The organism is Paenibacillus violae (assembly GCF_032461945.1).
GTDB lineage: Bacteria > Bacillota > Bacilli > Paenibacillales > NBRC-103111 > Paenibacillus_E > Paenibacillus_E violae.
Genome location: NZ_JAWCUD010000004.1, coordinates 374,187 through 391,233, shown reverse-complemented (window position 1 = coordinate 391,233; position 17,047 = coordinate 374,187). Strand labels below are relative to the sequence as shown.

The following is a 17,047-nucleotide window of genomic DNA, read 5'->3' as shown; positions in this document are numbered from 1 at the left end:
GAATGCTAGTTTTTTTTATATTGGAGGTAATGAAAGGAAAGGGGCACTCCAACGTGAAAGTAAAAAAAATAATGACAGGAAGTTTAATGACCGTTTTCGCTGCAACGATGATAGTAGGGGGTTCAGCATCAGTTTCAGCAGAGGAATCACCCTCGTATACGCTGACAGTTCTTACGGATAAGCCGTCCAAAGGAGAAAATGTGGAAGTTCTCATAAAAGGGCATCAGCTAAAAGATGTCTATGCGTACGAAATCAATTTGGATTTCAATCCGAAGCAGCTTAAATTAAAAGAAGCTACGACGGATATTCCTGGATTTTCAGTTCCTCCCATTGTGAAAGATAACCATATTCAGCTCGCGCACACACGCATAGGCCGAACTAAGGGCGACGATGGCGAACAGATTTTGTACAAATTAAAATTTGAAGCGATTGATGACGGGAAGGCGGAACTGGCAATCGGCAAGGTCAAATTGGTCGATTCTATTCTAGCAAGCACGGATCAGGATTCGAATGCCAAAGTGGCCGTCGATATTAACGATTTGTTCCCATTCGATGATCTGGGCGATTTCACATGGGCCAAAACAGCGATTGCCTTCCTAGCTGAGAAGGGGATTGTGAATGGAACCGCTGAGCGTACTTTCAGTCCGGGCCAGCCTGTTACACGTGCTGATTTTGTGGTTCTTCTGATGAGAGCATTGGAGGTAAAAGGTGGTTCAGGCGAGCGTTTTGACGATGTGCAGCAGGGTGAATACTTCGATGAGCACTTATCCGCTGCAAGAAGCTTAGGAATTGTCGAGGGTGACGAGAATAATAACTTCCATCCGAGAGAGTCTGTGACGAGAGAGGACATGATGACCCTCACGGCTCGTACGTTAAAAACGCTGAATAAGCTCCCGGCAAGTAAAGGGACCTCTTTAGCTGATTCGTTTAACGATACTTCGGATATTTCGGATTATGCGCTACAAAGTGTTACAAATCTAGTCGAGATGGGCTTGGTAGATGGATATGGCGAGGGCATTCATCCTAAGGAATTTACGAATCGCGCTCAAGCGGCCATGCTCATTTATAAACTGTTGACTGCGAAATAATGATTGGTAAAATGACTGTGAAATAACATCAGGGAGGGGCTTGAGTGGCGGAAAATGCCTAAGAGCAACCTCCTTTTTGTATTGGCGTTTGTTTTTTTACATGGCTGTAAACATCTGAAGCGAAATGGCAAGAAAACGTACAAAAAGGCGGAATAACCTAAATACTTCCTGTCTCCATTGTTACATAATGTATCTGTAATCTTCCAATGAATAGGATGAAAGGAGTTAATGTATAAAAAGCGAGGCGAATTGATTGAAATGCTCTCGCCCATTCATCATTTATGTGATCAGGAGGCTGGAATAGGATGAAGTTAAAGAAGACGTTTAATCTGCTGCTTATTGCCGCTTGTGCATTCGGAACAATCTCAACGGCTCCGTTGATGTCCCTTCAAGCACAAGCAGCGGAAGTGGCGAATGAGCCAGTCGTTCACGGCTTAAAAGGGGAGTACTACACAAGTTCGGGTTCTCCGCAGTTTAACTTTGGCACGTTAAAATCAACCGTACTTGATCCCAATTTGGACTTCGGCAACTTGGAGACGGCGCTTGGGATTTTAACCGGGCAGCAGGATAATGTGAATGTACGTTGGAGCGGGTTCATTGAACCGCAGTTTTCCGAAGACTACACGTTCTCCATCATTGGTGACAATGGCTTCCGGCTCTGGATTGACAACAAACTGGTCATCGATCATTGGGTCAACGATTGGGATAAAGAGCAGGTTGCAGCGCCGATTTCACTGGTTGCAGGGCAAAAATATGCGATTAAGGTTGAGTATTTTGAAAATAATGGCGGATCTAACATTCACATGCGCTGGTCGAGTCCATCCACACCAAAATCCGCGATACCGACGGAGGCGCTTACTCCGCCAAGCGGTTTCTCCTACGGGGGCAGCGTAGCCGTCAATGGAGCGACGGCGGAAGTTAAACTGGATAAACCTTTGCAATCGCTTCCAGATGGGTTCGTTAATCATTTCAACGTCAGTGTCATGGGCAGCAACTGGCCGATTGCTTCAGCAGCGCTCAAGCAAGGCGATAACAGCACCATCGTGGTTACTTTCCAGTATCCGGTATATTCGAAGGATGTATGGTTAGTTAAGGCGAGCTATGACGGCCAGGCTGGCCTGGAGGATCAGGATGGCAGAGTCGTTCAGGCGTTCGATAAAATGTTGAAAAACGATTCTACGTATCAAATCACGACGCCATGGGCGAGCCAAGTAGATAAGGATCATGTCCTTCCTGAATACCCTAGGCCGCAGCTCGTTCGCGATAAATGGCAGAACTTGAACGGGGAATGGCAATTCCAGTCGGCTAAGGTCGGGGAGGCGGTTCCAACCGGGCAAACATTGAAGGAGAAAATCGTTGTTCCTTTTGCTGCCGAGTCGGTGCTTTCGGGGATTAAACGCGTAGAAAATCTCATGTGGTATAAGCGGTCATTTACGGTTCCAAGCGATTGGAACGGGCAGCGCGTGATGCTGAACTTCGGCGCTTCTGATTATTTGACAACGGTTTATGTCAACGGTGTGCAGGTTGGCGAGCACAAAGGTGGTTACACTTCGTTTAGCTTCGATGTCACCGATCAATTAAAAGCAGGCGATAATGAACTGATCGTTCACGTACTGGATAATACGGATATGGGTGAAGATCAAGCTGTCGGTAAGCAAACGGTGAAAAAACTCGGCGGCATCTGGTACACGTCCGTCTCCGGGATTTGGCAAACCGTTTGGATGGAGCCTGTCGCACCGGCTCATATCGAAAAGCTGGATATGACGCCGGATCTTACGAATCAAACGTTAAAATTAACCGTTCCTGCGGGAGCAGCTAACAATCTCACCGTTGAAGCTATTGCGACGAAGGACGGGCAGGAAGTTGGAAGAATCAGCGGTCCTGCCGGTACAGAGCTGAAAGTTCCAGTTCCGAATCCTAGGTTATGGACGCCGGATGATCCATTTTTGTACGATTTGCAAGTTCGCTTGAAAAACGGGGATCAAGTAGTCGATCAAGTTAACAGCTATTTCGGAATGAGGGAGATCAAGCTAGGGAAAGTAGACGGCATTACAAGACCGCTGTTGAACGGCAAATTCGTCTTCCAAATGGGGCCGCTGGATCAAGGCTTTTATCCGGACGGCATTTATACGGCACCGACAGAAGACGCTTTGAAATATGATATTCAAACCGTGAAACGAGTCGGTATGAATTTGATCCGTAAGCATATTAAAGTAGAGCCGGCTCGCTGGTACTATTGGGCGGATAAGTTAGGCGTCCTCGTTTGGCAGGATATGCCGAGTTTGGAGGATCGCCAAAATAACCATGGCGCGGATATCACACAAGCTGCCAAAACGCAGTGGCTGAAGGAATACAAAGAAATGGTCGACCAGCTTCGCAGTGTACCGTCAATTATTGAATGGACAGTCTTTAACGAAGGCTGGGGCGAATTCGATTGGGGCGGACAGCAGACGAAGGATGCGACCAATTATGTGAAAAGCCTTGACCCGACGCGTTTAATTAATAACGCGAGCGGCTGGCAGGATTCCGGTGCAGGCGACTTGGTTGATATGCATGCTTACCCAGCTCCGAATTCACCGAAGCCAACGGACACACGTGCTGCTGTGCTCGGGGAGTATGGAGGGCTCGGTCTGCATACACCTGGACATGAATGGAGTCCGCTTGTGTTCTCGTATCAAGAGATGAAAAGCAAAAAAGAGATTACGGACAAATACATCGATTATATTAACCAATTGAAAAATCTCAAAGGAAATCCTGGCTTGAGCGCAGCGATTTATACGCAGATCAGCGACGTCGAATATGAGATTAACGGCTTGCTGTCCTATGACCGCAAAGTGGAAAAGCTCGATTTTGACCGGATCGCCAAAGCTCACCGCGAGTTAATCGGCACGGTTACGGCAGGCGATTTGTCCGGCGGCATTCAAGACGCTGAACTCTTTTTCAGTAAGCTCACCGCAGGTACGAAGCCTGGCCAATACCCGCAAGCTGTGGTGGATCATCTCCAAGGTGTCATTCAATCCGCTAAGCAGGTACTTGCCGACAGCAACGCCACTGCAAGCAATTACCAGCAAGCGCTTAATGACTTAACAGCTGAGAAGGAAAAAGTTTTCGCTGGTGTAAACGATCCGCTTCCAAAAGGCTCCACGGTGGATAACTTCGACAGCACTACGCTAAACAGCAATTGGAGTATTTACCGTCAAAATAACGCGAATTGGAGTCTGACGACCAATCCTGGCAAGTTGACGATTCAAACGCTTACAGGCGATAGCTTTGGCAATTCAAATGCGCTGAAAAATGCCTTCTTGCAAAACGCGCCTAGCGGTGATTTTGTCATCACAACGAAGGTTGATGCGCAGGTAAGGAAGAACTACCAGCAAGCCGGTCTGCTCGTTTGGCAGGATGAAGATAACTATGTGAAGTTTGGGCATGTGTGGGATACAGACGGCGCAACGGGCAAATCCCTGGAATCCGCCTTCGAGAAAAATGCCACATACACCAAAGCTGGGCATATGGCGACTCATCCAGGTTACGATACATCGTATATGCAAATCCGTAAGGTGGGTAACGTTTATACGACCTATTATTGGGATGGTTCCAGCTGGAAGCAGGCTGCAGACCCTGTTACCGTTCAATTATCGAATCTCAAAGTGGGATTCTATGCATTCTCCGCAACCGACGGGACGTCCATCCCGGCTAAGTTCGATTACTTCTCAGTCGGCCCGATTGTGAATGATCCTACGTCGTCGTTAACTGGACCTGCATCGGTCACAAGCGGACAATCGTTTGATTCGACGCTTGGCATGAACAGTGTCACGCAAAGTGTGTATGCTGGAGATGTAACCGTTACGTATGACGCGAATCAACTCGAATTTGTATCCGCTGAAAGCGTGAAAAGCGGTTTAGAACTTCTCGACAAGAAAGTAGTTCCTGGTTCGGTCCGTCTTATTACAGTAAATGTAAGCGGTACGAGTATAAATGGCGATTTGCTGAAGCTGCATTGGAAAGCGAAGACGACTGGTGAGGATATGACCAGCACAATTACCCTTTCTAATCTTGTTTTGGCGAACGGTGAAGGCGTAGAAACGGCTGTTGACGGTACCACGCAAAGCATTCGTATACTTGCTAATGTCGATAAAACAGCGTTGAACTCTCTCATCGCTACAGCGCAAAGCAAGCATGACGGTGCGACGGAAGGTACAGCCGTTGGTCAGTATCCTGCTGGAGCCAAAGCGCTATTGCAAGCAGCTATCGATAAAGCTGTGTTCGTTGCTAACGATGCGAATGCGACGAATGCGCAGGTTGCACAAGCGGTTACTGAGCTGAATGGAGCGTTGCAAGCCTTTAACCAGTCGGTTGTTACTGGCAATTCCGGTGACACAAATGGCGACGGTAAGTACTCAATCGGCGATCTGGCTATTGTTGCAGCCGCTTATGGCAAAACGTCGAAAGACGCAGATTGGGATAAGTACAAACAAGCGGATCTGGACAACAATGGTCGCGTAGACCTTGTCGACTTGGCCATGTTGGCACAGAGAATTTTGGAATAAACGGATAGGAAAGTCGTCTAACTTCAGGATTTATTGGGGTTGGGCGACTTTTTTTTGCGCCATCAGATGCCTTGTCCTGAACTTTTGTCAGAATCGCGCAAAGTTTCGCCTAATCGCGTAAAGACGCCCTTTTTTTACATGGATATAATCAGGGTAAACAACGTTCAGGGAGAGGTTCACATGAAAAAGATGATCAGTGTGCTAGTTGGCATTCTACTGCTAAGCTGCTTGCCATTGTATCTGCATTTCGCACACAAAAGTACGGAACCTGATTCAGGCGGCGACGGGCAGCGTTTGGATGTCCACAAGCTGGAGAGCATCGTGAATTTGGCAAGCTCAGGGGAAAAGGCAGGCACCAATGATGTCAAAGCGCCTTCTTTTACCTTAAAAGCATTGGACGGTTCGTATCATACGATTGGGGGCAAACGGGAGAAGCCGGTTGTCATTCATTTCTGGGCCAGCTGGTGTGAAGCCTGCTCGGTTGAGTTGGCCACACTGCGTAAACTGTATGGACAGTACAAGGATCAAGTTGATTTTCTGGGCATCAACGTGTCCACCGAAGAAAAGCCGGAAAATATTGAGAAATTCATCAAACAGAACAATCTCAAGTATCCCATTCTGCTGGATGAGCATAAACATGCCGCTGATTTGTACCAGCTTCATGCGCTGCCGACTGTTTTTCTAATCGATAAAAACGGTTATGTCATGGATACGTTTCACATGGTAGATCCGCTGGAATTGGAAGAAAAGATCAGGCATCTTGTGGAGCCTTAACAGCTTTCAACTTTATGGAAAGGAGGAGACAGCTTGACGGCTGACGATTTACATAACGACGTGGCAGAAATCCACAAGGGGTAAGGTTTGATTTATTTTAGGAAAAGAGGTGTCCTGTGTTAAAAGGAAAAACGGTAATCGTCCAATTGCTTATTTTTGCTTTATATTTGACTATGTTATCTCCCTATCCGGTGCAAGCAGCGGAAGCGGAAAAAATACCTGGCTATTTTGCTGATCATTTCGATAAAATGAAGATAAACGATACATGGAATGCCATTGAAGGTCCATGGTCCATTGATGCAGGCAGGCTGTCGGTAGCGAAAGGCCAAGGCTATAAAGCGATCTCCAACAAGGATGACATGAGTGACTTTACGATAGAGTCAGACATTCGTGTGGCTGATCGTAACGGAGACGCCGGCCTGTTATTCCGAACCGTGAGCGCAACACCAGGCGCTGATAATGTGCGTGGTTATTATGCTGGACTTAGCGCGACCGGAACAGGAGCGGTCATGCTTGGGCGCATGAGCAACAATTGGACGGAATTAAAGCGTTCCAATGTAACCATTAATCCGAATACGGATTATCGTTTGAAAGTTTCTGCAGTAGGCAGTCAAATCAACGTATATGTCAATGATGTGTTAGTTTTGCAGCAAACGGACAGCACGTACACACAAGGTAGTGTTGGCGTTAGAATGTACAATTCAATGCCTTCGTACGACAATATTGTAGTGAAATCTGTGGGAGGCGATACGTTGTTATCGGACAACTTCGATACGCCGGCAGAACAAACGATTGAGCATTGGAATGTGGTGGATGGAAGCTGGAAGTTGCAATCCGGAGCCATTACGGTTAATAAAGGTGACGGTTACAAAATGCTGGCTCAAGACGCTGAATTCCAGGATATGACGCTGGAAAGCGATATTAAACTGCCGAGCGATACAGGTACAGGAGATGCAGGGCTGCTCTTCAAGACACAAAGCGCAACACCCGGGGCAGATAATGTGAAGGGCTACTACGCGGGTTTAAGCGGTGATGGCAAGGTTACACTTGGCCGCATGAACAATAACTGGACACCGTTGAAGCAAGTTAAAGTGTTCGACACGATCGATTCGAACCGTTACTATCACATGAAGGTCGTCACGTATCAGAATGACATTAAAGTGTATGTCAACGATTCCCAAAAGCCCGTCCTCGTCTATACGGACGACAGTGCGCAGAAATATACGAAAGGCGGAATCGGTTTAAGAAGTTACCGTGCGCAGGCAAGCTACGATAATGTCATCGCAAGTGAATATGTGGTGCCGGACAAAGAATTCACTTCACCTGTAGCGAATAAGGATCCGCTGGTGCAAACGCCATTTATCCCGCTGCCGCTTGGTTCGGTTGAAGCCAAAGGCTGGCTCCTGAAGCAGCTTGAACTTCAACGTGACGGGGCTACCGGATATGCAGAGGATTTATACGGAGAACTCAGTACGAACGCTGCATGGCTTGGGGGCACAGCGCCAGATTCTGATTGGGAGCGTCCCGTGTATTATTTGAAAGGACTAGTCCCTCTGGCTTACACGTTGAAAGATCCGAACTTAATTGCCAAATCGCAAAAATGGATTGAAGCCATCTTGGCGAGCCAGCAAGCGGACGGTTCCTTTGGTCCCAAAAGCAGCGATGATTGGTGGCCACGCATGGTCGCGCTCTATGTCATGAAGGACTACTATGAAGCTACGAATGATGCTCGTGTGCTTACGTTCATGACGAACTATTTCCACTACCAAGCCGCTCAATTACCTGCTCGACCACTCAGAGACTGGGGCAAGGTGCGTGTAGGCGATAATATTGATACTGTGCTTTGGTTGTACAACCGGACGGATGACGCTTTCTTATTTCAGTTGGCTGATACACTGGCCGGACAAGGGTATCCTATCACGGATACGTTTACGAATGACGGTTTCCAGAATTTCGGCAATGACTTCCAACCGACTCATTCGGTTAACGTGAATGAAGCGATTAAAATGCCGGCGATTTATTATCAAAGATCACATGACAATGTGGATCGTGATGCGTTCCAGGCAGGCGTTGAGAATTTGACCAAGCATACGCAAATTACAGGAATGCCATCCGGTACAGAGATGTTGGCCGGTATTGCGTCTACGCAGGGTGTAGAGCTCTGTGCGATTACCGAGCGGATGCAAAGTAATGAAGAGGCGGCCATGATTCTCGGGGATCCTCACATTGGTGATGCGCTTGAGAAAATTGCCTTCAATTCATTGCCAGGTGCGATGGATAAGGACTTGAAGCTTCATCAGTATTATTCATTGCCTAATCAGGTTGAGAGCAATATTGCGGATCATGGCTTCAAACAAAACTATGATAACGGGATGATGCCTTCCCCAACTTCCGGTTTCCCTTGCTGCCGTTTTAATATGCATATGGGTTGGCCGTATTTTGTGAAAAATATGTGGGCAGCTACGAAGGATGGTGGACTTGGCGTTATTGCTTACGGGCCAAGCCGCGTTTCGACCAAGATTAAGAATGCCAATGTAACGGTAGAAGAAACAACGAACTACCCGTTTGAAGATCAAATCGGGTTTGAAGTGAACACATCTGAATCTGTAAGTTTTCCACTCAAGTTAAGAATCCCTGCATGGGCGGATCAACCGACGGTTACGGTAAACGGCCAAGCTCAGCCGACTGTGAAAGCAGGAGAATACCTGACGATCGACAGAACATGGGCGGCAGGGGACCATGTTGTTCTGACGGTGCCGATGAAGTTGAAAACATCGACGTGGGTTAACAACTCCGTCGGGATCGAACGCGGTCCACTCGTATTCTCTCTTCAAGTGGAAGAAGATTGGCAAGTACAATCGAATCCGATTGCGGCCGTGCCAGGTTTTAATAGCACAGCGCTTGGGTTCAGCCAGTTCCGCGTGCTTTCCAAAACACCATGGAACTACGGGTTATTGATTGACCGTGAACATCCGGAAGAATCTATTGAGGTTGTGCAGGGACCAATGCCTGAGAATCCTTTCATCCAGGCGACAAGTCCAGTCAAGCTGATTGCCAAAGCGAAGAAAGTTCCTGCATGGGGCAAATCGGCCAACAACGTAGAAGCCTCCGAACCGCCAATCGGCCCGCTGCTTTCGACAGAGCCGACGGAGAATATTACGCTGGTTCCATACGGGGCGGAGAACTTGCGGGTCAGTTACTTCCCTGAAGTGACCGAGAATCCGGATGCCGTCGCCTCCATCAAATATGAGGCTGAACAAGCCGAGTTGTTCAGAGCGAAAGTGAATACAAACAACAACTATGCATCCGGTAAAAGCTATGTAGGTGAAATTGACTACGTGGATAGTTACGTGAAGTTTGGTGATGTCCAGGCCGCAACAGCCGGTACTTATACGGTTGATGTCTGGTTTGCCAATGGCAGTGATTTTACGGCTGCGACGGGTAAAATGCTCGTAAACGGTAAGGAACAGTCGTTCAAGCTCCAAGGCACTCAAAATTGGGGCAGGTTCATGGCGATCCCTGTGAAAGTCGAGCTGAACGAGGGCTCCAACACGGTCACATTCATGAAAGGCACCGGTTTCTATGAACTGGACTACATTGTCGTTAGACCGCTGCAAGCCACTGTAACCGAACCATCTACTCCAGCTTCTGCGACTTTGACGGGACCTGCCGAAGTTCAGGCGAGTGAACCGTTTGATGTGGAGCTAGGATTCACAAGTGTTACTGAGCGTGTGTACGCCGAGGATTTGAACATAAGCTACGACCCTAATCTAGTGGAATATGTAGGCGTAGATGAGCTGAAGGAAGGATTTAAGGTTGTAGATCAATTACAAACTCCTGGTAAGATACGTATCATTATGGTCAATTTGGGAGCAGGTACTATCAATGATCACTTGTTGAAGCTGAAGTGGAAAGCCAAATCCATTGCACAACCGAGCAGCACAAACATCACGTTAACGAAAGCTGTTATAGCTGATGCCAACGGCGTAGAAACGCAACTTGACAGTGTTACGCACAGCTTGCAAATCGTTACTGTCGTTGACAAAGCAGCCTTGAACAATCTGATTGCTCAGGCACAAGATAAGCATCAAAACGCAACCGAAGGCTCAAGTCCAGGAAACTATCCTGCTGGCTCGAAGGCTGCTCTCTGGTCTGCGATTAGTCAAGCCAAAGCCGTCGCTGACAATACGGCATCGACACAAAGTGAAGTCGAGCAAGCGATTGTGGCATTGCGTGAAGCTTTGAACAGCTTCTTGAATTCAGTCCTAACGGCCAGCCCTGGAGATACGAATGGAGATGGCAAATATTCCATCGCGGATCTAGGCATATTGGCTGCCGCCTACGGGAAGTCTTCCAAGGATGCGGACTGGGAGAAATACAAACAATTTGATTTGTTTAACGATAATCAAATTGACATTAAAGATTTAGCGATCATGGCGCAAAAAATTCTGCAATAGGTGTAAGAGGGGACGTTCCGGACGGATCACGAGGTGGATCTGTGCGGAGCGTCTTTCTTTTAATAGGATGGATGGTTTGCGCCGAATCGGATTCTTGTCTGAAAAGTATAAAGGAAAACCAAATAATCTAAATACAAAAAGTGCTTTATCCGTCATGATGAAGATAACCACAGCATGGTTACATAGGTGATTCAAGGGGGAGGATTTGGTTTGAACAGAGTATTTGCTTTTCAACACAAACAGATTCGACAAGTATGGGCGTATATGCTGCTTTTATGCATGGCAGTCACGTATTTGCCCGTTGCCTCGGTTTCGGCGGCAGCAGGAGATCCATTGCCGGTATTTAGAGAGGATTTCAGCGATGGCAATGCAGATGGTTGGACAACCTATGGGTCGGCGGATGCCGGGAACAGAGGGACTTGGACGGTCAATGCAGCCAAGCAGTATAAATCAACTGGCGCACCTGGCTTAAAGACGGTGTATGAAAGCACAAATTTTAAAGATCTGGTTTATGAAGCGGATCTTCAAGTGTCCGGGATCAACGATGATCAATCAGGGCTTTTGTTCCGGGTCACAACGCCAACAGGTAACGTACCGGATGGGTATAATGGTTACTTCGCAGCTCTGCGTGTGGACAAGACCCTTATGCTTTCCAGGGTAACCGGGGCGGGTGGCAATGAATATAAGGAATTGCAGAAAGTACCGTATCCTTATGCGAGCGGTCATATGAAAGTCGTCGCGGTAGGCAATCACATTCAAATCTTCGTTGAAGATATGAATACCCCTAAGATTGATTTTATCGATAACGACGGCAAACAGATTACGTCCTCCGGTTCGATTGGCCTTCGAACATGGTGGGGTGGGGCGATCTTCGATAATCTTGAAGCCAAAGCGTATAGCACTGCAGCGACGTTTGCGCCTGAGTTCAGCGTAACGTCCGGGGTTTACGACAGTGCGCAGCACGTTGCCATTACCTCGGCGACGGACGGGGCGACGATTCGGTACACGCTTGATGGCACGCTGCCGAATGCGACTTCTCCCATCTACACGTCGCCTATCGGGATAACATCGGATACGATTCTTAAAGCCTATGCTGAAAAAGCAGGGGAAATGGTCTCGGATGTAGTGACAGCCTCGTATATCATTGCGCAGAGCGAGCAAGTTTTCGCGGATGATTTCAGTGATGGCGCTGCAGACGGCTGGACGAATTATATGGGTGCGGCAGTTGGTACTCCGACATCCTGGTCTGTAACGCAAGGCGTTTACAGCTATAAGGCTATGAATCCAAGAGGTGCAAAGTCAGTCGTGGATGCGGTTTATCAAAATTTTGTGTTTGAAGTGGATGTGAATCCGCAGGATGCGATCGCTAATAATAGCGGAGTCATTTTCCGAGCGACGGAGCCAGCTGACGGCGTAGATAAAGTTAATGCGTATTACGCTGGTATGAACGCTGCTGGAAAGCTTCAAGTCGGCAAAATGAGCACAGCGGGTGCGTCTGGCACCTGGACGGAAATCGCGTCAACGGTTGTGAGCGGTGTCAACCCGAATGCCTATAATCATCTGAAAGTGATTGGGATTGGGACGCATTTTTACATCTATGTGAATGATAAACTTGCATTTTATTTTACAGATGCAACGTACGCATCAGGTACCGTTGGGCTTAGAGCTTGGAACGATGATAAAGCGGTTACTTATGACAATGTCTCTTTGCAGCGTTTGACGGCGGTTGTGCTGCCGGTTGCAGCGCCGGTCATTAGTCCGGCATCGGGCACGTTCCCTAATACGCAAATCGTCACATTGACGAGCTCGACAGCAGGTGCCGATATCCACTTTACTTTAGATGGCAGTTTCCCTACAGCATCATCGCCTGTTTATAGTGGACCTATCACTTTGACGGCAACTACGACGGTGAAAGCTTATGCGACCAAAAGCGGGATGCTCGATTCAGCGGTGCAAAGCGCTACATTTACGCTAGTCAGCCGTACTTTCTCGGATGACTTCAACGATGATAATGCGAACGGCTGGAAGACGTACCAAGGCACGTGGAATGTATCCGGGAAGGCCTATCAAGTAACGGATAAAGGTCCTGGCTACAAATCCGTAGCGGATGGCACTTCGTTCAGCAACTTTGAATACGAAGCTGATATCACAATGAAAGACGGCGTTAATAACGACAATGCAGGTTTAATCTTCCGCGTTACAGACCCTAGCAATGGCGGAGATAACTTGAAAGGCTATTATGCAGGAATCACTTCGAATGGCCGCGTTCAATTGGGCAAATTCAACAACAATTGGAAAGAGCTTGCCTCCATTTTGTATCCGATCCAGCAAAATAGAGCCTACCATATGAAGGTGACGGCAGTAGGCAGCCATATCGATATTTATATCGATGGTGAGCATATCGTAAGTGCGGTAGATACCTCCTATACGACGGGAGCTATCGGTGTCAGAGCGCACTATGTTGCGACCAGCTATGACAATCTATTTGTCAAAGACTTGGGCGAGGTTCAACTGCCGACCTATGATTGGTCTTGGGTAAAAGGCGCGGTTTTCGTGCCAACGAATGTGGTGAACCAGATTCAACAATGGAATGAGTACGATCATGATATCAATGATCGTGAATTAGGATATGCGCAAATGTATGGTATCAACTTTGTACGGGTATTCGTGCATAACTTGTTGTGGAAAGATAACAGCGCCAAGCTGCTTGCCAATCTGGAAGATTTCTTGGCACTTGCCGACAAACACGGCATCAAGGTCGAGCTTGCCTTGTTCGACGATTGTTGGGATGACTATCCGGTCATGGGGCCTCAGTTGGCACCTAGATACGGTGCTCATAACAGCCGTTGGGTGGAAGGCCCGGGTGATGCGGTGAAAGCGAACTATGAGGCTAACAAGCAAGATTTGAAGGAGTATGTACAAGGTATCGTAACAGCGCATAAAAACGATCCGAGAATTGCTTTCTGGAACATTTATAATGAACCAAGCAATGGCGAGACCGGTCTTATGGACCAAATCACGAAGCAGATTATGAACGATGCGCGGATTTGGATCAAAGAAATTGATACCGTGCACCCGGTGTCTTCAACAGCCGGCCAATTTAGCGGTGAAGCTACTTCGGACTTCATTACTTGGCATCCCTATGAAGCGGATTACCCAACTCCTTACGGGGTCAGCAAGGGAATTCTTGCGGATGAAGCCATGAACCGTTCGACACAAACCGTTCCGGGCATCGTGGAACACTATGGGAATAAAGGCATTGGCTACGTTATGTGGGAGTTCGGTATTGGCCGGGATAACACACGGTTCCCTTGGGGATCCGATACGAATCCGATGACATCGGAGCCGACGATGCCTTTCCATGGAATTGCGTATCCGGATGGACATCCTTGGGATGTCAATGATATTAAGGCGCTGACAGGTGCTGCTTTCGACACGCTGCCCTTATTCAACGTGAACTATTACAAAGATGATCAATTCACATCGTTAGCCAAATCTTCTATCACGCCCAAAATTGATTTTGACCTTGGGGATGAGAAGGGCACAGGATCTTCCGATCCAACCGTAGGCATTGGCGAAGACCATTTCTCAACTAGATGGATGGGGACTGTGCAGCCTGAGAATACCGGAACGCATACGATCTACGTTGATAGCGACAACATTGCTAGAGTGTGGATTGGTGAGACACTGGTCGTTAATAAAACAAGCGGTACAAGAGAAGAAAAAACCGGAACGATTACTTTAACAGCCGGCCAACAATACCCGGTTAAGGTCGAGTATGTGCATGCAACCGGCGACGCAAGCTTACATGTGAAATGGTCGCACGCGAATTTAATCAAACAAGCCTTAACACCTGTTTATTCAGGTAAAAGTGTGCAGTCTGTTACTTTGGATGCAGCAACATTGACTGTAAAAGTGGACGAAACGAAAAAACTGACAGCTACGATTGCGCCTGAAGACGCTTCTAGCCAACAGTTGACGTGGAGCTCCAGCCACACAGGTACGGTGAGAGTTGACAACAACGGATACGTGAAAGGGATTAACAAAGGAACAGCGACCATTACGGTTACGGCAGCGGGGGGCGTTAGCGCTTCAGCCGTGGTGACGGTTACGGATAGCGGCATGTTCAAAAACCCGATCGTACCTGTCTCCAGCGGTGCGGGTTCGGCAGATCCGAGCGTTGTATTTAAGGATGGCTACTATTATTATGTAAAATCGGAGAATGACGGTTCAATTCAGGTGGCGAAAACCAAACGCCTGCAAGATATTGGAATCGCGCCTCGCGTAACGGTCTATACACCTCCTGCCGGACAAATGTATTCGAAGGAACTATGGGCGCCTGAAATTCAGTATTTGAGTGGAAAATGGTACATCTATTTCGCAGCGGATGATGGGAACAATAATAATCACCGAATGTATGTGATTGAAGGCGATTCGCAAGACGCGCAAGGAACTTATACGATGAAAGGAAAGATTGCAGATGCCACAGACAAATGGGCTATTGACGGCACGGTCCTAACGAAAAGCGACAACTCCATGTATTTCGTATGGTCTGCTTGGGAAGGCGACACCAATGTTAGTCAAAATTTATATATCGCTCCAATGAGCAATCCTTGGACAATTAGCGGACCTAGAGTTCGGGTGTCTACGCCTGATCAAGCTTGGGAGCTGAAAGGCACGCCGCCTAGCATTAATGAAGCTCCGGAAGTTTTGATGAAAGATGATAAAATTTTTATCGTCTATTCGGCAAGCGGCAGTTGGACGGATGATTATACGCTGGGCATGTTGACGAATACGGATGGTGATGTACTGAATCCTGCTTCTTGGACGAAGTCCGGTCCTGTGTTCAGCAAAGCTCCGGGTGCCTTCGGACCGGGACATAACAGTTTCACCAAGTCCCCGGATGGTACGGAAGATTGGATCGTGTACCACGCTGATCTTAAATCCGGCGGAAGCTGGGGCAATCGCACCGTTCGCGCGCAAAAATTCACTTGGAACCAGGATGGTACGCCAAACTTTGGAACACCGGTGGCATATGGCGCATTGGTTCAAGAACCATCCGGCACGCCGTCTGTCTCCCTGTACAGCTATGAGGCAGAGGACGCTGATCTCGGCGGAAATGCAAGAGTCAACAGTTCGGACGACGCTTCCGGCGGCAAAGTGGTCGGTTATGTGGACACGGCTGGCACCGACTATATCTTATTTAACGTCAACGTAGAAGAAGCGGGTACATATGCCATGACGGTTATGGCTTCTAACGGAACGGGAGGCACTGTCATTTCCCAGCACGATGTTTCTGTCAACAATGGCGCTAATCAAGTGATTGATTACAAACAATTCGGCTGGGGACGTTACAATCCGTCTTCCATAACGATAACGTTGAATCAAGGATTAAACACGATTAAGTTGACTAAAAAGACGAACTTTGCCGAGGTCGACAGGCTTATTCTCGAACTTAAGGAGCCGGCAAACCCAACGGGGAATAGAGCAGCTCTCTTGGCAGCGATTGCTTCAGCCCAAACGAAGCATGATCAAGCCGTTGAAGACGCGCAAGATGGCTACTATGCGGCAGGCGCCAAAGCGGCCTTGCAAGCAGCCATCGATCAAGCAGCGCTTGTTGCAGGCAATGGTGCTTCAACAGAGGAGCAGCTGATTGCGGCCAGTAACATGCTGGCAGAGGCAGTTACTGCTTTTGAAGCGAAGAAAATTAATGCCGACCTTAATTCGGGAGGCTTTAGCGTAGGCGATTTAGCGATCGTTGCGGCAGCGTATGGCAAGAAGCAAGGCGATGCGGATTGGGACACGGTAGGGAAGAAAGCAGACGTCAACATGGATACCAAAGTCGATATCGCAGATCTTGTCATTGTTGCAAGAGCGATCATGCAATAAACAACTGTCCGGCCATTCATTTGGCCGGATTTTTTGTGTTTAGCTGGTGAGGGGAGGCTGGGCAACATGCTGGGGAACTGTGGTCCGCTAATTTGGCGAAATAAAGCCAATTGATGCGGCAGTGGGAACTACGGGCCGTTATTTCGCCATTATTGAGTGAAGTACTGCCTCCATCGAGCGAATAAGGTCCTGTAGTTCCCCTCCAACGCTAAATCTGCCTGTTTTAGCCGGAATAGCGCCCTGTAGTTCCGTTTAGCGGGTGATGGAGGCCAGGCAACGTGCTTGGGAACTG

General features: G+C 47.9%; 5 protein-coding genes. All 5 read left to right on the top strand.

Annotation, left to right across the window (positions count from 1 at the left end; genetic code table 11):
• The first annotated feature begins 53 nt into the window (after window positions 1–53).
• The 5 genes from RQP52_RS15660 to RQP52_RS15640 all read left to right on the top strand — a co-directional run bounded on the left by RQP52_RS15660 (window position 54) and on the right by RQP52_RS15640 (window position 16,755).
• Complete coding sequence (locus tag RQP52_RS15660) at window positions 54–1,088, top strand: S-layer homology domain-containing protein (RefSeq protein ID WP_315952705.1); 1,035 nt, start codon at window positions 54–56, stop codon at window positions 1,086–1,088.
• Between the two features lie 305 nt (window positions 1,089–1,393).
• Window positions 1,394–5,635, top strand: coding sequence for a PA14 domain-containing protein (locus RQP52_RS15655; RefSeq protein WP_315952704.1), 4,242 nt, complete (start codon window positions 1,394–1,396; stop codon window positions 5,633–5,635).
• 180 nt (window positions 5,636–5,815) lie between these two features.
• Window positions 5,816–6,409: a TlpA family protein disulfide reductase gene (locus RQP52_RS15650; protein WP_315952703.1), complete on the top strand. Its 594-nt coding sequence runs from the start codon at window positions 5,816–5,818 to the stop codon at window positions 6,407–6,409.
• A 116-nt stretch (window positions 6,410–6,525) separates the two neighbouring features.
• Window positions 6,526–10,866, top strand: coding sequence for a family 16 glycoside hydrolase (locus RQP52_RS15645; RefSeq protein WP_315952702.1), 4,341 nt, complete (start codon window positions 6,526–6,528; stop codon window positions 10,864–10,866).
• 210 nt (window positions 10,867–11,076) lie between these two features.
• On the top strand, window positions 11,077–16,755 hold the full coding sequence (locus RQP52_RS15640) for a family 43 glycosylhydrolase (RefSeq protein WP_315952701.1): 5,679 nt from the start codon (window positions 11,077–11,079) through the stop codon (window positions 16,753–16,755).
• Window positions 16,756–17,047 lie beyond the last annotated feature (292 nt).

What these genes read in the sequence shown, in the direction of transcription:
- RQP52_RS15655 (WP_315952704.1), top strand. Translation starts at nt 1,394, where the DNA reads ATGAAGTTAAAGAAGACGTTTAATCTGCTGCTTATTGCCGCTTGTGCA.
- RQP52_RS15650 (WP_315952703.1), top strand. Translation starts at nt 5,816, where the DNA reads ATGAAAAAGATGATCAGTGTGCTAGTTGGCATTCTACTGCTAAGCTGC.